Annotated in this window: 19 protein-coding genes; 8 read left to right on the forward strand and 11 right to left on the reverse strand. The window is 72.2% G+C overall.

What is annotated here, in order from left to right; genetic code table 11:
- Nucleotides 1–3: 3 nt before the first annotated feature.
- Both FLL47_RS20760 and FLL47_RS20765 read left to right on the forward strand, forming a co-directional pair.
- A complete protein-coding gene (locus tag FLL47_RS20760; protein ID WP_144122196.1) occupies nt 4–765 on the forward strand; it encodes an ABC transporter permease in 762 nt (253 codons plus the stop codon).
- Nucleotides 766–863: 98 nt separating this feature from the next.
- Nucleotides 864–2,147, forward strand: coding sequence for an MFS transporter (locus FLL47_RS20765; protein ID WP_144122197.1), 1,284 nt, complete (start codon nt 864–866; stop codon nt 2,145–2,147).
- A 105-nt stretch (nt 2,148–2,252) separates the two neighbouring features.
- Here FLL47_RS20765 and FLL47_RS20770 read toward each other — a convergent pair whose 3' ends face one another.
- From FLL47_RS20770 to FLL47_RS20805, 8 genes are all read right to left on the reverse strand, one after another.
- The gene (locus FLL47_RS20770; protein ID WP_144122198.1) at nt 2,253–2,912 is read right to left on the reverse strand and encodes an O-methyltransferase; all 660 of its coding nucleotides are present in this window, start codon (nt 2,910–2,912) and stop codon (nt 2,253–2,255) included.
- A gap of 79 nt (nt 2,913–2,991) precedes the next feature.
- The gene (locus tag FLL47_RS20775; RefSeq protein WP_144122199.1) at nt 2,992–3,615 is read right to left on the reverse strand and encodes a Maf family protein; all 624 of its coding nucleotides are present in this window, start codon (nt 3,613–3,615) and stop codon (nt 2,992–2,994) included.
- Between the two features lie 163 nt (nt 3,616–3,778).
- Complete coding sequence (locus tag FLL47_RS20780) at nt 3,779–4,927, reverse strand: S8 family peptidase (protein WP_144122200.1); 1,149 nt, start codon at nt 4,925–4,927, stop codon at nt 3,779–3,781.
- On the reverse strand, nt 4,924–6,192 hold the full coding sequence (locus tag FLL47_RS44775) for a hypothetical protein (RefSeq protein WP_144122201.1): 1,269 nt from the start codon (nt 6,190–6,192) through the stop codon (nt 4,924–4,926). The genes FLL47_RS20780 and FLL47_RS44775 overlap by 4 nt, the downstream gene beginning before the upstream one ends.
- Nucleotides 6,192–6,776, reverse strand: a complete 585-nt coding sequence (locus FLL47_RS20790; RefSeq protein ID WP_144122202.1) for a hypothetical protein — start codon at nt 6,774–6,776, stop codon at nt 6,192–6,194. The genes FLL47_RS44775 and FLL47_RS20790 overlap by 1 nt, the downstream gene beginning before the upstream one ends.
- Nucleotides 6,777–6,912: 136 nt before the next feature.
- Complete coding sequence (locus FLL47_RS20795) at nt 6,913–7,113, reverse strand: acyl-CoA carboxylase subunit epsilon (RefSeq protein ID WP_144122203.1); 201 nt, start codon at nt 7,111–7,113, stop codon at nt 6,913–6,915.
- A 1-nt stretch (nt 7,114) separates the two neighbouring features.
- A complete protein-coding gene (locus FLL47_RS20800; protein WP_144122204.1) occupies nt 7,115–8,077 on the reverse strand; it encodes an NYN domain-containing protein in 963 nt (320 codons plus the stop codon).
- Between the two features lie 77 nt (nt 8,078–8,154).
- Entirely contained in the window at nt 8,155–9,738 is a 1,584-nt protein-coding gene (locus FLL47_RS20805; protein WP_144122377.1) for an acyl-CoA carboxylase subunit beta, read from the reverse strand.
- A gap of 226 nt (nt 9,739–9,964) precedes the next feature.
- Between FLL47_RS20805 and FLL47_RS20810 the strand changes: the two genes are divergently transcribed.
- The 4 genes from FLL47_RS20810 to FLL47_RS20825 all read left to right on the forward strand — a co-directional run bounded on the left by FLL47_RS20810 (nt 9,965) and on the right by FLL47_RS20825 (nt 13,537).
- On the forward strand, nt 9,965–10,726 hold the full coding sequence (locus FLL47_RS20810) for a hypothetical protein (RefSeq protein WP_144122205.1): 762 nt from the start codon (nt 9,965–9,967) through the stop codon (nt 10,724–10,726).
- Between the two features lie 29 nt (nt 10,727–10,755).
- Entirely contained in the window at nt 10,756–11,544 is a 789-nt protein-coding gene (locus FLL47_RS20815; protein ID WP_144122378.1) for a biotin--[acetyl-CoA-carboxylase] ligase, read from the forward strand.
- Nucleotides 11,545–11,706: 162 nt separating this feature from the next.
- On the forward strand, nt 11,707–12,648 hold the full coding sequence (locus tag FLL47_RS20820; protein ID WP_144122206.1) for a hypothetical protein: 942 nt from the start codon (nt 11,707–11,709) through the stop codon (nt 12,646–12,648).
- A 337-nt stretch (nt 12,649–12,985) separates the two neighbouring features.
- Nucleotides 12,986–13,537, forward strand: a complete 552-nt coding sequence (locus tag FLL47_RS20825; protein WP_144122207.1) for a PH domain-containing protein — start codon at nt 12,986–12,988, stop codon at nt 13,535–13,537.
- 6 nt (nt 13,538–13,543) lie between these two features.
- Here the strand turns inward: FLL47_RS20825 and FLL47_RS20830 are convergent, their stop codons facing one another.
- From FLL47_RS20830 to FLL47_RS20840, 3 genes are all read right to left on the reverse strand, one after another.
- Nucleotides 13,544–14,266 (reverse strand): GtrA family protein, encoded by a 723-nt coding sequence (locus FLL47_RS20830; protein WP_144122379.1) that lies wholly within the window; start codon nt 14,264–14,266, stop codon nt 13,544–13,546.
- A gap of 80 nt (nt 14,267–14,346) precedes the next feature.
- Nucleotides 14,347–14,862: a GtrA family protein gene (locus tag FLL47_RS20835; protein WP_144122208.1), complete on the reverse strand. Its 516-nt coding sequence runs from the start codon at nt 14,860–14,862 to the stop codon at nt 14,347–14,349.
- A gap of 9 nt (nt 14,863–14,871) precedes the next feature.
- Entirely contained in the window at nt 14,872–17,673 is a 2,802-nt protein-coding gene (locus FLL47_RS20840) for a sigma-70 family RNA polymerase sigma factor (RefSeq protein ID WP_186315812.1), read from the reverse strand.
- Between the two features lie 406 nt (nt 17,674–18,079).
- On the opposite strand from FLL47_RS20840, the gene FLL47_RS20845 reads away from it, so the two are divergent.
- A complete protein-coding gene (locus FLL47_RS20845; RefSeq protein WP_144122210.1) occupies nt 18,080–19,915 on the forward strand; it encodes a phosphoenolpyruvate carboxykinase (GTP) in 1,836 nt (611 codons plus the stop codon).
- A 149-nt stretch (nt 19,916–20,064) separates the two neighbouring features.
- On the forward strand, nt 20,065–20,520 hold the full coding sequence (locus FLL47_RS20850; protein ID WP_144122211.1) for an RrF2 family transcriptional regulator: 456 nt from the start codon (nt 20,065–20,067) through the stop codon (nt 20,518–20,520).
- The last annotated feature ends 11 nt before the right edge of the window (nt 20,521–20,531 follow it).

Genomic DNA, 20,531 nt, shown 5'->3' on the forward strand with positions numbered 1-20,531 from the left:
GCAGTGAAGTTCCTTCGTGACACCTGGCTGGTCTTCCAGCGCCAGATGCAGCTGCTGCTGCGCAACCCGGTCTGGGTGGCCGTCGGCATCATCCAGCCGCTGTTCTACCTGCTGCTGTTCGCACCGCTGATGAAGCAGGCGCTCAGCGCGGGCGGTCCGATGACCGACGAGCAGGCATACCGGATCTTCGTGCCCGGCATGCTGGTCATGGTGGCCCTGTTCAGCGCCTTCTCCGGGTTCGGCATCATCGCCGAGCTGCGGGCGGGGGTGATCGAGCGCAACCGGGTCACCCCGGTCAGCCGGGTGGCGCTGCTGCTCGGCCGGTCGCTGCGCGACGTCGTGCAGCTGCTGTTCCAGGCCGTGCTGGTGACCCTGCTCGCGGTGCCGTTCGGGCTGCGGGTCGCGGTCGGCGACGCGCTGCTGGCATACCTGCTGATCGGCCTGATGACGCTGCTGCTGTCGTCGACCGGCTACGCGCTGGGCCTGACCCTGCGCAGCGAGGACGCCATGGCGCCGATGCTGAACACGGTCATCCAGCCGATCATGCTGCTGGCCGGCATCTTCCTGCCGCTCACCTTCGCCCCGCAATGGCTGAAGAACGTCGCCAACGTCAACCCGTTCAAGTGGGCGACCGACGGTGTGCGCGCGCTGTTCGCCGGCAACCCCGGCGACGACGCGGTCTGGCAGGCGCTGGCGATCCTCACCCCGCTGACCGTGCTCGCGCTGTTCATCTCGTCGCGTACGTTCGCGAAGTCGGTCCGCTGACCCGGCGTGATCGGCTTCCGCGCCGACCGCCCTGGACACGGCGTTAGCTCCGTCTCAACCCGAGGCCGGGGCACCTGTAAGGAGCGTAGCTTCGGTAGGTGCCCCGGCTCTCGCGTGACCTCGCCACCTGGTTGATCTACCTCCAGCTGGGGCTCTGGGGCTACTTCAACTACGGCTTCGGTCCGATCGTGCCGCTGCTACGCGCCGAGCAGGGCACCTCCGCCGCCGTGGCCGGGCTGCACAGCACCGCGATCGCGGTCGGCGCGGTCGCGGGCGGCGCGCTCTACCCGCACCTGTCCCTTCGCTTCGGCCGCGGCCCCGTGCTCTGGGCCTGCCAGGCCGTCATCGGCGTCTGCGTGCTCGGCTACGTGCTGCTGCCCGCGTACTTCGCGGTCACCATCGGGCTCACCGTCGTGATCGCCACGGCCGGCATCGCCGCGATCGGCGGCATCGTCTCCGCGCTGTCCGAGCGGCACGGACCGGCCGGTCCCGCGGCGATCAGCGAGGCCAACGCGGTCGCCTGCGCCGCCGGTCTGGTCGCCCCGCTGCTCATCGGCGGGGCCATGCGCGCCGGGCTGGGCTGGCGCGCCGGGCTCGCCCTGCTGGTCGCCCTGATTGCTTTGGTCGCGGCCGTGGCCATGATCAAGAGGGTGCGCATCCCGTCCGGCCTTCCAGCGCCGGTTCTCGCTGGAACAGGCGCTCGCACGCCGCTCGTTGCCACGGCCGGGCCGGTCGGGGCCGGCGGCGAGCTGCCCGCCGAGGTGGCCGCGCTGCGTGCGCCGGGCACGCGGCGGCCGCTGCCCCCGGCGTACTGGCTGGCCTGGGGCATGATGACGGTCACCGGCGCGGTCGAGGTCGTGCTGTCGATGTGGACTGCCGAGGTGCTGCGCGACCAGGTCGGGCTGTCCGCGGGCGGGGCCACCGCGGTCATGTCGGCCATCGTCGGCGGTATGTTCGCGGGCCGTCTGGCCGGGGCCCGGATCGCGCTGCGCCTGCCTTCGATCCCGCTCTACCTCGGCGCGCTGGCGCTGAGCCTGGCCGGGTTCACCGTCTTCTGGGGCGCGGGCAGCGCCGCGGTGGCGGTGGCGGGCCTGGTAATCGTCGGTCTCGGCAACGCCATGCACTACCCGCTGGCCATCTCGCTGGCGGTGGCCGCCGCCCCGGGCCAGGCCGACCGGGCCGCCGGGGTGGCGTCGTACTCGATGGCGGTCAGCTTCGGCGCCGGCCCGCTGCTGCTCGGCCTGGTCGCCGACCAGGTCGGCGCGCACACCGCGTTCCTGTTCATCCCGGTGCTGATCGCGGGCGCGGCCTTCCTGGCCTGGCGCTTCGCCACCACCACCCGCACTCCGCTCACCCCCGCCCTGGCGGCCGACCTCGCCTGAGCCGGTCGCGGCGACTGCAGTTTCGGGGAAACTGCGGCAATGCGGCGGCCGATTCCCGCAGTTTCCCCGAAACTGCGCGACTGGGGGCCGGGTCCCGGGGGGCGGTCAGCGTTTGCGGGCCAGGGTGACGCCGTCGGAGAAGGGGAGCATGACGACGTCGACGCGTTCGTCGGCGGCCGCTCTGGCGTTGAAGGCGATCAGCGCGGCGGTGGAGGTGTCCTTCGGCTTCTCGTCGAGGACGTGGCCCGACCACAGCACGTTGTCCACGATCAGCATCCCGCCCGAGCGCATCCGCGGCACCAGAGCGTCCCAGTACGCCGCATAGCCCTCCTTGTCCGCGTCGATGAACGCGAGGTCCAGGTGGGGCTCCTCGGGCAGCGCGGCCAGCCCTTCGGCGGCCGGGCCGAGCCGCAGCTCGATCCGGTCGTCCAGCCCGGCCCGCTGCCAGTAACGCTGCGCGATGGCCGTGTACTCCGCCGAGATGTCGAAGCAGACGAGCTTGCCGCCGTCGGCCAGTCCCCGGCCGATGGCCAGCGAGGACATGCCGGTGAACGTGCCCACCTCGACCGCGTTGCGGGCGTCGACCAGGCGGGTCAGCATCGTCAGCAGCGCGGCGTACTCGGGCTCGATCTGCATCCGCGACGCGCCGCCGGTCGCCCGCAGCGTCTCCGCGACCAGGTCGCGCTCCAGGTCGCCGGGCGGAGTGCCGTGCGCGACGATGTAATCGTGCAGCTCGTCGGTGACCGTGATGAAGGCGCGGCCCATCGTTTCCTCCTCGCTACGCGCGCCGTGGGCATGTCCGCGGCGGATCAGCTCATACGCCGACCCTATGCCAGGGCACGCGTCAGCGCGGCCTCCACAGATCCGTGATCGAGATGTCCAGCGTCGCCAGCAGGCGGCGCAGCAGCGGCAGGGAGAGCCCGACGACGTTGCTGTGGTCGCCCTCGATGCGCTCGACGAACGGGCCGCCCAGCCCGTCGATGGTGAAGGAGCCGGCGACCCACAGCGGCTCGCCGGTGGCGACGTACGCCTCGATCTCGGCGTCGCTGAGGTCGGCGAAGTGGACCACGGTCGAGCCGACCTCCTCGGCGACCCGGCCGGTGTGCAGCTCCACCAGGCAGTGGCCGGTGTGCAGCACGCCGCTGCGGCCGCGCATGGCCTGCCAGCGTTTGAGCGCCTCGTCGGCGTCGTCGGGCTTGCCGAGGATCTGCCCGTCGAAGGCGAGCACCGAGTCGCAACCGAGCACCAGCGCCCGGGCCGGGGCCGCGGCGCTGTGCTTCAGGCGCTCCTCCACGGCGTGCGCCTTCATCCGGGCCAGCACCGCGCTGAGCGCCTCGGCCGTGGTCGCCTCGACGGCGTCCTCGTCGACACCGCTGACGATCACCTCGGCGTCGATGCCGGCCGAGTCGAGCAGGGTGCGCCGGGCCGGGCTCGCAGAGGCGAGGATGAAGGTCGGTGGAGCTGCCATGCAGCGAGCGTACCGGCCGCCGGCCCGGGTGGCCCCGCCACGCGGGCCGGCGCCGCGCATGGCCGTCTCGTGCGCGGCCAGGCCGCGTGGCGGCGACACGCATCGCAGCGACACGCGCCAGAGCGGTGCCGGTACCCGGCAGTAGAGCCGGTAGTGGCGACGGTCAGCGGCGTTTGCGCAGCACCAGGAACACCACGACGGCGACGACCACCAAGACCCCGCCGACGAGCACGAGGACGAGCAGGCCGACGCCAAGGAGGAGACCGCTGCCGCCCCCGCGGGTGTCGGGCAGGTCGGGGATCTCGGGCAGGGAGACCTCGATCGACGGCGCGATCGTCGGGGCGGACGGGGTCGCGGCCGGTGCGGTGAGCGCCGCGACCGGATCGATGAGGCCGAAGCCGTAGTCGCGGTCCCGGCCGGCCGGGCCCTTGTCCACGGCGGTGCGGGTCATCCGCTCCAGCACCTGGTCGGCGGTGAGCTGCGGATACTTCGACCAGACCAGGGCTGCGACGCCGGCCGTGATGGCGGTCGCCGGACTGGTGCCGCTGGACCGCCGGTACTGCGTGTTCGCGGCCGTGTTGATGCGGCTGGTGCTGGTGATGTCGATGCCGGGCGCGACCAGCTGCACCTCGTCGCCGCGCACCGAGACCGGGGCGACCGTGCCCTTCTGGTCGACCGCGCCGACGGCGACCGCGCCTTCGTACCGGGCCGGGGCCGCGACGTAGAAGTCCTTCGGCTGGTTGCCCGCGGCGGCGAAGATCAGTACACCTGCCGCATGCGCCCGCGCCACGGCTTTGATCAGCACGGACGAGTCGGCCGAGGGGGCCGACTCCGAGATCGAAATGATCTTCACGCCGCGCTTCACGGCCTCGTCGATGCCGATGGCGATGGCGTCGCCGCCGCCGTGACCCTTGGCCGTGGAGATCCGGATCGGCAGCACCTTCGCCTTCGGCGCCATGCCCAGCACGCCGTCCTTGTTGCCGGAACCGTGGCCGTGGGCCGCGACCAGGCCGGCCATGCCGCTGCCGTGGCCCTCGTCGTCGCCCCAGCCGTCGCCGTCGCCGCCGACGATCGTGTCGAAGCCCTTGAGCATGTTGCCGGTGAGGTCGGGGTGCTTGCCCTCCACGCCGCTGTCGATGACGGCGACGGTCACCCCTTCGCCCTGGCTGATCGCGTGCGCCTCGGCCACGCGGAGGAAGGGCAGATACCACTGGTCGTTGCGGTACCGGTCGGCGTGGGCGGGCGTGCCCACGCCGACCGTGGTGACGGCGGCGAGCAGGCTCACCGCCGCCAGACGTGCGGCCAACCTCATCGGGCGAGCCCGATCGCCGGTCCCGGGTCCACCGGGCCCGGCGCGTCCGGCGAGTCCAGCACCGGCGCGCCGCCGGAGTCCACGGCCCACATGGTGTCCGGATCGAAGTCGGGATCGTCCTCGTCACGTCGCCTGCCGGCGCCGGGCGCACCGCCCATGGGCGCGCCGAAGCCGTTGGTGCCGCGGCCGCTGACGGTGCCCGCCGCGCCGCGGCCGCCCACACCGCCGCCACCGGGGCCGCCGATCATGCCGCCGACCGGGTTGGTCCGCGCGCCCGCGGCACCGGCGCGAGCGCCCATGCCGCCGCCGCCGGGAGCGCCGCCGATGACGCCGCCCGCCGGCATCGCGCGGGGCGCGCCGGTGTTGGGCCCGAGGCCGCCGATGACCGGGTTGCCCGGGCCGGGCTTGCCGCCCATGCCGGGCAGGCCGGGGACCGGCGGCGGAGCGCCGATCACGCTGAGCGGCGGCGTGCCACCGAGCGGCGGCGTGCCGCCAGGGGTCACCGGGCCGGGCATGCCGGGCATCGTGGGCGTGGGCGCGGTGGGCGGGGGTGCCAGACCGGTCAGGTCGGGTCCGGTGGCCACCGGCACCGGGGTCAGCGTGGCACCCGTCACAGTCGGCATCGGAGCGACGGCCCCGCCGTAGGGCATCACCGGCGGGATCACCGGCGGCACCACGCCGCCGTAGTTGGTCTCGCCCTCGTCGCGGTGCCCGACCGGCGGAAGGTAGGGCCGCGGCGGCGCCATGCTGACCCGGACCAGGGACAGGTCCGCGGACAGCCCGCGCATCACGGTCCGGGCCTCGCTGAGCTTGCCCTGCAGGTACTTCTCCGGCGTCTGTCCACTCGGGAGCGCGACCGGCTCGCCCATGCGCACCGCGCGGTCGATGCGGTTGTAGTCGTCGCGGATCGGCTGGAGCTTGCGCTCTGCCTCGTAGAACGCGGCCGGGATGTCGCGGGAGTACTGGTGGTTCTGGGTGGACACGCGGGCCACGTCCTCGACGGCGGTGATCAGCTCGTCGAGTTTGGCCAGGTATGCCTTGGCGGCGTCGCTGGACTCCGGCGGCCACGCCTGCGCCAGCTTCTCCCGGTAGGTCTGCAGGCGGCTCTTGTGCAGGGAAGCGAGCTCGCCGGCGCGCTTCCAGCCGGACGCCTGGGTGTAGTGGGGATCCAGCTGGCGGCCCGCCGTCAGCTCCCACATCTGCTGCATCGACTTGTCGTACCAGTTGGTGCCGGCCGGTGCCCGGTCCTCGGGTGGGAGCGCCATCAGTAGTCCCCTCCGGTGTCGGTCGCGGTGCCGCCCGTCGGCGTGACCTGCGGGATCGTGGTCGTCGGCTGGGTCGTGCCAGGCGTCTGCGCGGTGGACGTCTGCGTCGTGCCGGGCGGCTGCGTGGTGCCGGGCACCTGCGCGGTCGTGGGCACCGACACGGTGAGGTTGCGGTTCACGTCCTGCGCCTTGGCCGCGCCGAGCGCGTCGGCCTCGCCGTACTTCTTGCTGATCTCGCGGGCCGCGGCGACGAACGCCAGCACCGCCTGGTCGTGCTTGAGCAGCGCATCGGAAGTCTGCACCAGCAGCTCGCGTTGCCAGCCCAGGCTCGAGCACAGCTCGATGAAGTCGGCGTGCGGGTCGGCGACCTTGACCGACATGTCCTTGAAAACCTCGTCCGCGTGCGGACGGTAGTCCTTGGTGTGCTCCGTCTCCAGCGCCTCGGCGAAGTCGACCAGGCTCTGCAGGTCCACGGCGAGGGAACCCTCGTCGTAACCCGTCATCGCGTTCGACTTGGTGTACCCGCTCTCGCGACCGTAGTCGCGCAGCCAGGCAGGCCCTTTGTCCTCTTCGGGCAGACCCATCTCGCACGCCCTCCCCAGGGGTTCCTCGTCCGCGATCGGCGGTGCCGCGGTCAACGACCAACGCGGTCCAGCATTGGCAGACTACCGAAATGGGGCAAGGATGCACACCGGGCTTCGGGCCGGGCTTGCCCGCAGGTCAGCGGGGAAGTCCCGAGCGCCGCCAAGCGCCCGGTCCGGCCGCGGTCACCGGCGGCAGACCGCTGCGCCACCACGCGGACACCTCCGCCGGGGGCGCGGGCGCCGCCGCGGGCCGTGCCGACAGCACCGCCACCAGGGCCGCGACCTCCTCGGCCGTCGGCGTGCCGCGTTCGATCCGGATCACCGGCTGCTCCGTCATGTCAACCCTCCCCGTTCGGCCTGGCCAGGCCGAACTCCCGATACACCCGTGACCAGAAGCCGTCGCGGACCCACAACCGTGCCTTCTCGAAGGGGCGCAGCGAGATGCCCAGCTCCTTCTCCGCCTCCACCAGCAGCTCCTTGTCGATGACCGTGGGCAGCAGCGGACCCGGCAGCAGCTCGCCGATGTTGTCACGGCCCCGGGTCAGGATCCACTTCTGGGCCACGTACTCGCCGATCTCGACGATCTCCAGGCGGTCCGGCGGCTGCGGGTGGGCGCGCCGCGCCGGGGGCACCGGGCGCGGCTCGGGAGGAGCCGAGACCTGCGCGGCGGGCAGCGCGATCGCGGGCCGCCCGGAGAACACCTCGGCGGGCGTGGGGGTGCGGATCCGCCCGGTCGCCGCGAAGTACGGCCGGACGAACTCCGCGTCCAGCGTGTACACCGTGTCGCTCTCCCACACCAGCCGCTCGGCCTGGTTGGTGCCGTACGGCGGCTCGACGCCCCACAGGTGCACCCGCACGCCGTAGCTCTGCGCCGCCTCGACCGCCGACAGCATGTCCTCGTCCCCGGCGACCAGCACCGCGTCGGTGACCGAGCGGTGCCGGGCCAGCGTCTCCAGGTCGCTGCGGATCTGCGCGTCCACGCCCTTCTGCTGGCCGCGCAGGTTCAGGTTGCCCAGCCGCAGCTTGACCTGTGCCATCTGCGCGATGACCCGCTGGTCGATGGTGGGCACCCGGTCGCGCGCCGCGTCGAACCAGTACAGCCGCAGCAGGTCGGCACCGAGGCAGCTCGCGGCCTGCCCCATGAGCGCGCGGATCATACGCTCGGCGTCCACTTTGAACTCCGAGCGGTTCGAGGTGCCGAGCAGCAGCTCACCGGAGGCCGCGTACAGGTAGCCCACATCCACCAGCACCGTGTACCGGCGTGGCAGCAGGTGACGATCGGCAGGCTCCTGCACGGTCATCCCGACATGGTTACACAGCGACCCGTCGACGTGAACGTTCTGCCACATGGCCGTCACTCATTGGTTAATAGACGCCGTCACAGCGGGATGTTCCCGTGCTTCTTGGGCGGCAGCGTCTCCCGCTTGGCGGCCAGCGTGCGCAGCCCCCGCACGATGTGCGCACGGGTCGCCGACGGCCGGATCACCGCGTCCACGTAACCGCGCTCGGCGGCCACGTACGGGTTGGCCAGGGCGTCCTCGTACTCGTTGATGAGTTCGGCGCGGCGGGTCACCGGGTCGTCGGCCGCGGCCAGCTCCGCTCGGTAGAGGATGTTGACCGCGCCCTGCGCGCCCATCACCGCGATCTGCGCCGTCGGCCACGCGAAGTTGAGGTCCGCGCCGAGGTGCTTGGAACCCATGACGTCGTACGCGCCGCCGTACGCCTTGCGGGTGATCACGGTGATCTTCGGGACGGTGGCCTCGGCGTACGCGTAGATGAGCTTGGCGCCGCGGCGGATGATGCCGTCCCACTCCTGGCTCGTGCCGGGCAGGAAGCCGGGCACGTCCACGAAGGTCAGCACGGGGATGTTGAACGCGTCACAGGTGCGCACGAAGCGCGCGGCCTTCTCCGACGCGGCGATGTCCAGGCAGCCCGCGAAGTGCATGGGCTGGTTGGCGACCACGCCGACCGGGCGGCCCTCGACCCGGCCGAAGCCGGTGAGGATGTTCTGCGCGTACAGCGGCTGCACCTCGAGGAACTCGCCGTCGTCGAGGATCGACTCCAGCACCGAGTGCATGTCGTAGGGCTGGTTGGCCGAGTCCGGGATCAGCGTGTCCAGCTCGGTGTCGGCGTCGCTCGTGGCGAGGTCCGCCGCGACCGGCCAGACCGGCGGGGCGTCCAGGTTGTTGCTCGGCAGGTACGCCAGCAGCGCCTTCACGTAGTCGACCGCGTCCTGCTCGTCACTGGCCAGGTAGTGCGCGTTGCCGCTCTTGGTGTTGTGGGTGCGCGCGCCGCCCAGCTCCTCCATGGCCACGTCCTCGCCGGTGACCGTCTTGATGACGTCCGGCCCCGTGATGAACATGTGCGAGGTCTGATCGACCATCACGGTGAAGTCGGTGACCGCGGGGGAGTACACCGCACCGCCCGCGCACGGCCCCATCACCAGCGAGATCTGCGGGATCACGCCGGAGGCTCGCACGTTGCGGAAGAAGATCTCCCCGTACAGCCCGAGCGAGACCACGCCCTCCTGGATCCGCGCGCCACCGGAGTCGTTGATCCCGACCACCGGGCACCCCGTCTTCATCGCCAGATCCATCACCTTGACGATCTTCTGGCCGAACACCTCGCCCAGCGACCCGCCGAACACGGTGAAGTCCTGCGCGAACACGCACACCGGCCGCCCGTCCACGGTCCCGTACCCGGTGACGACGCCATCGCCGTACGGCCGGTTGCGCTCCTGCCCGAACGCCGTCGACCGGTGCCGCGCCAGCTCGTCGAGCTCCACGAACGACCCCTCGTCGAGCAGCATCGCGATCCGCTCCCGAGCAGTCTTCTTGCCCCGCGCATGCTGCTTCTCCACCGCCCGCGCCGACCCGGCGTGCACGGCCTCCTCGACCCGCCGCTCGAAGTCCGCGAGCTTGCCCGCCGTCGTCCTGCCATCGACCCGGCCACTATCCGGCACCGTAGTAGTCACGCCCCGGACTCTATAACCCACCTGAACCCCCGTTCAGTCATCTACACCACACCGCCCCTTGCCGCGACGATCTTGCGCGGGCTGTGGGTACGACACACTCGTATCGGACGAATGGGTAGCAGTTCGCGCAAGATCGTCGTGATCATGCGTCGTTCGGGTCGTTCGGGTCGTTCGTTTCGTCCGGTTCGGGCGAATCGTTGAGATTGTTGTGACGATGTTCGGGGTGCTGCTGCTGGTAGGCGGCTTTACGGTGCTTGCCGTGGTGCGGCCGTGGCAGTCGGACGACCGCGACCGCGAGGAGGTCGACCCGCCCGCCAAGGGCGGGTTTCCGCCGGCCCGTCCGCGTCCCGGACCGCGGCGGGCCGCGACAGGGACCAGGGCCGCGGCGGTGACCAGGGCCGCGGCGGTGACCGGGGCGGCGGCGGTGACCGGGGCCGCGGTGGCGGGCGGTGTGCCGACGCCGAGCGGGGCCGTGGCGGTGGGCGGTACGGCCGCGCGCCGGCCCAAGCCGGTGCGCGGGGTCGGGGCCGCAGTGCCCGGCGCCGTGGCGGGCGGCTCCGTTCCGGGGGACGTGACCACCATGATCCCGCGGATCGCTCCGGCGCCGACCGCACCGGCCGGTACGCGGACCAGGGTCCTCGAGACACCGGTGGGGGTCGCGCCTTCGGCTCTGCGGGATCCGGTCGGGGGCTCGCCCTCGGCTCTGCCGGATCCGGCCGGGCCGTCGGGTCGCGGCGAGCGGGTGCCGGCCGGCAGGCCCAGCCCCGTGGTGCCGCTGAAGCCGCGTCCTGCCGCTCGGCGGGCCGAGCCCGGATCCGACCGGGTGCCGGTGCGCCATCACCGGGTGGAGAGCATCCAGCGCGGGCGGCGGGTGTCGACCGAGCCGGGGGACACCGAGATCGTGCTCCCGGAATGGCTCGGCCCGATGACCGTCCCCGACGACGCCACGCCGGTGCGCGCCCGCCACGCAGGCTGACCGGCGGCGGATACGCTCCTGCGGTGGACATGAGCAGGCTGCCGCTGGACCCGGCCCCCCTCGCGGCGCTGCCGCGCTGGCGCGTCGAGATGAGGGCGGAGACCGGCTCCACCAACGCCGACGCCGCCGTGGCTGCGCGGGAGGGCGCGGCGGAGGGCCTGGTCGTCACCGCCGAGTCACAGACGGCCGGGCGGGGCCGGCTCGGCCGCACCTGGGTGTCCCCGCCGCGCGCCGGGCTGGCCGTGTCCGTGCTGCTTCGCCCCGCGTCGGACGTCTCGGGCTGGGGCTGGCTTCCGCTGCTCGCCGGGGTCGCGCTGGCCGAGGCGGTGCGTGCGGTGACGGGCCTGGAGCCCGCCCTGAAGTGGCCCAACGACCTGCTGATCGGTGGGCGTAAGTGTGCGGGGCTGCTGGCCGAGGTGCCGGTGCCCGGCGCGGTGGTGATCGGCATCGGGCTGAACGTGAGTTTGGGGGCCGACGAACTGCCGGACACCCCGACCGGCCTGCCCGCGACCTCGCTGCTGCTGGCCGGCGCGGCCGAGGCCGACCGGACCGCACTGCTGGCGGCGCTGCTGGAGCGGCTGGGCGCGCACTATGACGTGTGGCAGGCGGCGGGCGGTGACCCGGACAAAAGCGGCTTGCGCGACGCGTACCTGCGGATGTGCGCGACCCTCGGACGGCAGGTGTCGGTGATCCTGCCCGGTGGCGCCACGGCCATGACCGGTGCGGCGGTGACGGTCGACTCCGACGGCCGTCTCGTCGTGCGGACCGCGACGGGCGATCACCCGGTCGCCGCCGGCGACGTCGTCCACCTGCGCTGACCCTCCGAAGTCGAGGTCTGGCAACGATTCGGGCCGAGCGCTCCGCCGCCCGGTGCGGGTCAACGGTTCGTGGTCAATCCTGCCGACCCTGCATCCGGAAACGGGATCTCGAACGTGAAGTTGTTGATGCGAGTATTCGCATCGACCTCACGGGAGGAAATCATGACCAACGGAAGACGCCGGGCGCTGCTCGGTATCGCCACGATGATGGCGGTGGGTGTCGGCACGCTCGCGACGCCGGCCGTGGCGAGCGCCGCCGAGGCGACGTCCGCGTCCGTGTCCATCGGCAGCCTCGTCCTGGAACCGACGGATCGCGGCTACGCGGGCACGCTCGCCACGACCGTGACGAACACCGGCACGGAGCCGGCCTGGCTGAGCATCTCCATCGTCGAGCCGGTCGCCAACTCCTGGCAGAAGATCGAGATCGACGATGTCTGCTTCTGGAACTGGAACGCGGACGGCCGCCGCACCATCACCTGCGGCATCGGGAGCCAACTCGCGCCGGGCGAGGAGCGCCGGGTCGACTCGACGTTCCGGGTGCTGAGCAAGACGCGCAAGTACGCGATGGAGGCGCTCGGCGGTGAGATCGGCGTCCTCCACAACGACGGGACCTCCGGTCCCACGACGCCGTTCTCCGCGCTGTTCCGCAGCACGACCGGCTCGGTGGCCGATCCGCGGCCGTTCGTGCAGGACACCCGGTCGAACATCACGCTGAAGGTCGGCAAGGCCCTGAAGCTGAAGAAGGACACCGACGGCCGGTTCCGCGGCCGCCTGCCGGTCACCGTGACCTGGCGCGGCAACGCCCCCCACCAGTACGTGCCGGTCGACCTGGTCGGCCTGCCGGACGGCGTATGGGCCGACGGCACGGACCCGGACGGCGGCATGCCGTGCTTCACCGGGTGCGCCGCTCCGGGTGGCGAGTTCATGCAGGGCGAGACCCGCACGTTCGACCTCATCGTGTCCGCCGCTGAGGACGCGGTCGTCGGCGACTACGGCACGATCACGGCGACGTCCGGCGTCAGCTGGGGTCCCGACTGGGAAACCACGCCCGACGTCGACCCCGCGGACAACACCCGCACCCTTACCTTCAAGATCGTCGCTTGACAGGCGGTTGACAGGCGGTTGACCAGGACGGGCACTCGGACCTCAGGCCGGGTGCCCGTCTCCTTGCCGCCCTGCGGCCGACCTCGGTGGACGGCGCGGAGCAGACCGGTTGCGGCGGAGGGCTGGTCGTCATCGCCGCGTCCGACCCGCACGTCCGGCCCGCTCGTCCGACCCGCTCGTCCGACCCGCACGTCCGGCCCGCTCGCGGCCGCTCGCCCGGCGAACAGACCGATTGCCGACGGAGCACCGATGGCGGATGGCCGGGCGTCGCCTCGTGGAACTACCCTGCTCGCGGACAATCGTGCGTTTGATCGCAGGCTGTAACGAGGAGGCACGGATGGCGTTCCCCGAGGACGTGTTGACCGCAGACGAGCGCGTGGTGCTCGACCTGCACCCCCATTGGAAGGCCATGATCCGGCCGGTGACGGTCCTGGTCCTGGCGGTGGCGGCGGTGATCACCGCCCTGCTCTTCGACCTCGACGCGATCCTGGTCTACATCGTGGCGGGCCTGGCCGTGGTGGCCGTGGCCTGGCTGACGTTCTGGCCCTGGCTGGTCTGGCGCACCACGCACTACGTGCTGACGAACGAGCGCGTGCTGCTGCAGACCGGTGTCTTCTCGCGGGACCGGCGGGACATCCCGCTGTCGCGGGTGAACGACCACGCGATGAGCCAGAAGTTCATCGAGCGGCTGCTCGGCTGCGGCACGCTGACCATCGAGTCGGCGGGCGAGCGCGGCCAGTCGGTGCTCAACGACATCCCGCACGTCGAGAAGGTGCAGACGACGCTGTACGAGCTGGTCGAGGCCGACCGGGACTCGCACTCCTTCAACGACAACGAGCGGCGGCCGGTCACCCCGGCGCAGCAGGCCAAGGTCGAAGAGACGCAGTGAGTCGGGCTACCGCTCTGGGCGCGGCTTCGCCCGCGTGAGCTCCTCGGCGAGCTCCGTGTCGGTGAACTCCGCGTCCAGGGCGGCCAGCTGCTCGGCGGCCCGGTGCTCGGCGGCGAACTCCGCCTCGAGCGGGGCGGTGAGCCGGGCGAAGTCGTCGGGGCGCACCTGCGCGGGCACCGGCACACCGGCCAGCGCGCTCGCGGCGGCCTCGGCGTCGACCAGCTCCTCGACACTGTCGACGTGCACGTGCGCCGGGCCGAAGTCGGCGTCGACGCCGCCGGCCGCGACGGCCACCTGGTTCGCGGGGGCGAACACGAAGGTGCGGTACGTGTAGAAGCGGAACAGCGTGCCGAGCACGAGGCCCAGGAACTTGGCCGCGTTGAGCGCCAGCAGGCCCTGCAGGCCCAGGGCGTACTTGGTGGCGCCCATGATGGCCAGTTCGATGGCGAGGCCCGCGATGTTGAACACCACGAACAGCATGAACTCGCGGCCCATGGCCTGGCTCATCCGGTCGCGGTAGGTCCAGTGCCGGTTCATCAGGTAGGACGTGACCATCGCCACGATGGTCGCCACGACGTTGGCCTTGAGCTCCCCCTTCGGGAAGATCGTCAGCACCAGAGCGTTCAGCACCACGAAGTTGACCACGGTGTTCACGCCGCCCACGATGGCGAACTTCAGGGCCTCGGGCCCCATCTTGCGCAGGCGTTCGGGCAGCAGGCGATCGAGCATCGTCAGGTCAAGGCGCACTGGGCCACCTTACGCGAGTCGGTGCGGACGGCTCGGTATCGCAACTCCGAATGCAAGCGAGCTCACCCCACCCGGGCGGGTGCGGGCGCCGCCGCAGCCGGCGCCCCGTTGAAGACGAAGCGGCGGTATGCCCAGAACCGGAAGACGCTGGCGATGCCGGTGCCGAACAGCATCTTGGCGACGTTGTCGGCGAGCCAGGTGTGGAAGACCCCGGGCCACATACCGCCCAGCACGTCGTGGCTCAGCCACACCACGGCGAGCGTGATGCCCAGGCCGACCAGATTGAAGAAGAAGTAGAGCAGGTATTCCCTGGTCAGGCTGGAGCGCTCGCGGTCACGCCAGGTCCAGTAGCGGTTGCCGAAGAACGCGCCGGTGGCGGCGACCACGGTCGAGATCGCCGCGGCGGCCAGCGGGCCGGTGGGCGACCGCAGCAGGTTGAACACGGCGAAGTCGACGATGTACGCGGCACCGCCGACGGCGCCGAACTTGCCCAGCTCGTGGATCAGGTGCCGGAACTGCGCGACGAGCCGCAGCGGCAGTGCTGAGGCGGGCGGCGCGGTCGGCGTCTCGGGGGTCACCCCGCGAGCCTACCGTGTCGCCGCGCCCGGACCCGCCGTGCGAACCGGCCCGGTGATCACCGCGAGCACGCCGACCTCCATCGGATCTCCGCCCATGCGCAGCTCGGCGATGCTGCCGGCGGGAGCCTTGCCGGACGCCCAGAGCACGTCCAGCCCGGGGGTGCGCCAGGGGCACAGGCCGGGCACGGTCCGGCAGGCCAGGGCCGCGGCACCGGCGTTGCGGCCGCCGCCGAGGTTGCCCGGCGCGCCCGCCGGGGAGCCGTCGATGAGCAGCTCGTCGCCGGTCAGCGCGAGGTCGCCGTCCCAGAGGGCGAGGCCCACCCGGACCGGTCCCGCGCCGCCCAGTCCGACCGTGGTGGCCGCGTCGCCGCGCCCGGTACGGGGGCCGAGGTAGACCGCGGCCTCGCCGCGGGGGGTGTCTCCGTGCTCGTACACCACCGCCAGCGTCCAGCCCGCGAACTGCTTCTTCCCGCGCGGCAGCCGCTCGGCCGGGGCGGCCAGCCACCAGTCCCCGCCGCCGCCCTTGCGGAGCAGCCTGGTCACGTCGGCGAAGCCCTGAGTGAGCGACGCACCCGACTCGGCGTGCCCGAACCGCACCTCCACCGGCTGCCAGGCCCCCTTCGGGCCGTGCAGCACGACCAGCGCGGGCAGCTCCGCCGCGGACGCGGCGACCACCAGCCCGGCCCAGCGCACCTTGGCGCGGTCCGGCAGCTCCAGCCGGGCTCCGCTGGCCGCCTTCTCCCCGGCGAGTTCCGTGATCGGCCCCTTCGGCCCGGCCGGCCCCTGCTCGTCCAGCAGGCCGTCGGGTGCGGCCGGTTCGCCGAACGCGGGCAGCAGTGGAGACATGTCCAGCACGTTGTTGTCCGTGCCGAGCAGGCACAGCGGGCGCGGGCGGCAGGACAGCAGGGTGCTGCCCGCCAGCGCGACGTCGACCCGGCCGCGGGCGGCGTGCCCGAGGCGCAGGCCGGACGGCGCGACGGGCACCCGGAACACGGTCGCGCTACGTCGCTGCCCGTACGTTGCGGCGACGCCGACCTCCTGGAAGCCGCTGACCGAGGCGTCGGCCAGCACGGGCAGCCGGGCCACCGACCGGGCGCCCTTCTTCCACCGCGGCCGGTCACAGGACGCGCCCGTGGCGGTCGCCTCGCACTGCCAGCCGTCCCCGGCCCCGGTCCCGGCCAGCCGCAGGCCCGCGGGCAGCGTCACGTCGATCCGCACCGCCCCGGGCGGCGCGGCGGCCCCGGCCGCCGGGGGCTCGCCAGGCTCAGCTTCCGCCGCCGAGAGCCCGGGCAGCCGATACGCGGCGGGCAGGAACCGGGCAGCGGCCGCCGGGGTCGCCATCGGGTCTTCGCCCTGCCGGTCGGCCGGTGCGTCGGTGGCGGCGTCCGGCACGGCAGCGCGGTCGTCGGCGGAGGCGCGCACCGGGATGGGCAGCGTTCCCGCGCGGCCCGCCGCCAGGTCGACCTCGGTGAACTCCGGAGCGGACACCTGGGCGTCCGGCTCGGCCGGGGGTGCCACGGGTGCGGGTGCCACGGGGGCCGGTGCCCCCACGGGTGGGGGTTTGGGCACGGTGACGGGCGCGGGCCGGGCCGGGGGCAGCGCGATCGCCGGGGCCTGCGTGGTGCGGCCGGGCGCCGACGGCGATGGCCGGGTCGTGGTCGCGGCAGGCGACGGCAGCGGGGGTACGAACACCGGCGGCGCGGCCGGCACCGGCACCGGGACCGGTGCGGCCCGCGACGGGGCGGCCGGTGGCGTGGGGGTGGCCGTCATCGCGACGAACACGGTGATCCCGGCGAGCGCCGCGATACCCACGCCGGTCCCGGCGACGATGCTCGCGCCGCCGTACCGGCTGATCAGGCGACCGGGCGCGGCCAGCAGCCACCGCCCACCGGCGATGACGAGCCCGGCCGCGGCGGCCAGCCGCCCGCCCAGCGTCTCCCAGACCTCCGGCCGCCACAGCACGAGCGCGCCCCAGGCGGTGGCCAGCCAGCCGCCGAGCGCGAGCTTGCCCGCGCCCGCCAGGTACGCGGGCGCGGCGGCCCCCAGTAACAGGGGGGCGATGACGCTGCGCAGGCCGGCGTTCTCCTCGGTCAGCTCGCGGTGCAGGCGGCGGCACTCGGCGCAGGTGGACAGGTGCTCGTCGACCTTGCCGCGGTCGCGTTTGGCCAGCGCGGCCCGCACGTATCCGGCCAGGTGCGAGCCGGTCCAGTGGCAGCGGGGGTTGCCGGTGAGCGCGATGTGTTCCTGCAGGTACATCTGGCGCAGCCGCTCCCGCGCTCGGTAGGCCAGCGCGGCGACGCCGTTCGGGGTGAGCCCGAGCAGCGGCGCGACCTGGGACGGGCTCTCGCCCTCCACCTCGGTGTGCCAGAGCACCGCCCGCCAGCGTTCGGGCAGCCGGTTGAAGGCGCGGGCCGCGTACGACGTCTCCAGCCGGGAGATGGTCGGGTCGTCGACGGGCTCCGCGGTCTCGTAGCGGGTGAGGTCGTCGGTGAGCTCGACGCGGCGCTCGCGCCGGGCCCGGTCGTAGCGGGTGTGCCGCATGGTGGTGAGCAGGTACGCCCGGAAGGCGGTGTCCGGCCCGCCGCCGTTGCGCAGCACCGTCAGCACCTTGGCGAAGGTGTCGGCGATCAGGTCGTCGGCGTCGGCGTGGTCGGTGCTGAGCACCCGCGCCAGCCGCCGTGCCGATTCGAGATGGCGTTCGTAGAGCAGCCCGAACGCGTCGGTGTCGCCGCCGCGGACGAGAGAGATGAGTTGTGGATCGCTCTGCGGGTCGGTGGACTGATCCTGGGCAGGGTAAAACGCACTGGTCACGGCCGCCTCCGGGGGGAATGTCACGGTTTCGCCGGCTGCTAGGGACGTTAGACCAATCACCCGATTTGCGGAATATGCGGAGCTCATGATGAAGTCGCGATAGCTGCGTTCGCCCGAGCCCGGAACGGGTAAGGGGAAGGAAGTGACCGGGCTCGCACGCGTCAGGGCCGTCGCGCGACGCGGACGCTGCTTGATCAAAAACGGGATTTGCGGAATCGTGCGCGATCGGCCGAAGAATCGTGCGCGATGAAGCACCCGGGCCGACGCTTGTGCACTTATTCACAAGGCGGGAAGGGTCTCAGGCAACAAACCGGGCTTACGCTGAGGCCACATCCCGGACGACTCGCGGCCACCTGGCCGTGGTCAGTCGTATCCGTCGGTCAAAGACGACCACGAGGAGAACTCCATGACCGCGCCGGCAGTCATCGCAGGGCTTGACCAGCATCCGACCTCGCACCCGAAGCTGCTCGCCTGGGTGCGCCAGATCGCAGAGCTCACCACACCGGACAGCGTCGTGTGGTGCGACGGCTCCGAGGACGAGTGGACGCGCCTCACCGCAGAACTCGTCACCGCGGGCAGCCTGGTCCGCCTGGACCCGGTCAAGCGGCCGAACTCCTTCTGGGCACGCACCGACCCGTCGGACGTGGCCCGGGTCGAGGAGCGCACCTTCATCTGCTCCGTGGACGAGGCCGACGCGGGCCCGACCAACAACTGGATGGCCCCGTCCGAGATGAAGCAGCTCATGACCGAGCTGTACCGGGGCTGCATGCGCGGCCGCACCATGTACGTCATCCCGTTCTGCATGGGCCCGCTCGACGCGGAGAACCCCATGTTCGGTGTCGAGATCACCGACTCGGCGTACGTCGTGGCCAGCATGCGCATCATGACCCGGATGGGCACCCAGGTGCTCGAGGCGATGGGTGAGACGGCGGACTTCGTGCCGGCGCTGCACTCGGTCGGCGCGCCGCTCGAGCCGGGCCAGGCCGACGTGCCGTGGCCGTGCTCGACGACCAAGTACATCTCCCACTTCCCGGAGAGCCGCGAGATCTGGTCGTTCGGCTCCGGCTACGGCGGCAACTCGCTGCTGGGCAAGAAGTGCTACTCGCTGCGCATCGCCAGTGTGATGGGCCGCGACGAGGGCTGGCTCGCCGAGCACATGCTGATCCTCAAGCTGACCAACCCGGCCGGCAAGGTGCACTACATCGCCGCGGCGTTCCCGTCGGCGTGCGGCAAGACCAACCTCGCCATGCTGGAGCCGACCATCCCCGGCTGGAAGGTCGAGACCCTGGGCGACGACATCGCCTGGATGCGGTTCGGCGAGGACGGCCGCCTGTACGCGGTGAACCCCGAGTACGGCCTGTTCGGCGTGGCGCCGGGCACCGACTGGAAGACCAACCCGAACGCGATGCGTACGCTCGCCGCCGGCAACTCGCTGTTCACCAACGTGGCCCGCACCGACGACAACGACATCTGGTGGGAGGGCATGGGCGAGCCCCCGGCCCACCTCACCGACTGGCACGGCAACGACTGGACCCCGGACTCCGACCAGGTCTCCAGCCACCCGAACTCGCGCTTCTGCACCCCGATCACGCAGTGCCCGATCCTGGCGCCGGAGTACGACGACCCGAAGGGCGTGCCGATCTCGGCGATCCTCTTCGGCGGTCGCCGCAAGACCACGATCCCGCTGGTCAGCCAGGCCCGCGACTGGGTGCACGGCGTCTTCCAGGGCGCGACGCTGTCGTCCGAGACCACCGCGGCCGCGGTCGGCCAGGTCGGCGTGGTGCGCCGCGACCCGATGGCGATGCTGCCGTTCATCGGCTACAACGCGGGCGACTACTTCCGCCACTGGATCGCCATGGGCAAGGGTGTCGACGGCAACGCCGACAAGCTGCCCTCGATCTTCTACGTCAACTGGTTCCGCCGCGGTGACGACGGCCGCTTCCTGTGGCCCGGATTCGGCGAGAACTCCCGCGTCCTCAAGTGGGTCGTCGAGCGCCTCGAAGGCGAGGCCGGCGCGGTCGAAACCCCCGTCGGCTTCGTCCCCCGCGTCGAGGACCTCGACCTCACCGGCCTCGACCAGCCCGCCGCCGACGTCGAACTCGCCCTCGAAGTCCGCCAGGACGAGTGGGCCGCCGAAATCCCCCAGATCACCGAGTGGTTCGACAAGTTCGGCGACAAGCTCCCCGCCGTCCTCTGGTCCGAGCTCGACGCCCTCAAAGCCCGCCTCAACGTCACCGAGTAACCCTCTGAGGCGACGATCTTGCGTGAACTGTGGGGATGACACACCTTAAACGGACGAATCCTCAACAGTTCGCGCAAGATCGTCACGATCTTGGCACAGTCACGCAGGCCCCCCGGCGGAGTCGGGGGGCCTGCGGGCATCATGGGGGTGTGCAGATCTCGGCTAGAGGCGACTATGCGGTCCGGGCCGCTCTGGAGCTGGCCAACGCGTACCCGGCCACCATCTCGGCACAGGCCCTCGCGGACGCTCAGAGCCTGCCGCGCAAGTTCCTCGAGGCGGTCCTCGCCGATCTGCGCCGCAGTGGGGTGATCCACGCTGTCCGGGGCGCCGACGGCGGCTACAGCCTCAGCTCGCCGCCCGCCGAGGTGACCATCGGCATGGTGCTCAGGGCCGTGGACGGGCCGCTGGCGGGTGTGCGCGGGCACCGCCCCGAGCAGACCAGCTACACCGGCACCTCCACCCATCTACCCCTGGTCTGGGTCGCCGTGCGGTCCGCCGTGCGCGGCGTCGTCGATGAGGTGACCCTCGCCCAGGCCGTGACCGGCCAGCTGCCGGAGGCCGTCCGAGATCTGACCACGGTCCCGGACGCCTGGCAGCCGCGCTGATCTGCGTCGGC

This window comes from Catellatospora sichuanensis (genome assembly GCF_007483665.1).
Classification (GTDB): domain Bacteria; phylum Actinomycetota; class Actinomycetes; order Mycobacteriales; family Micromonosporaceae; genus Catellatospora; species Catellatospora sichuanensis.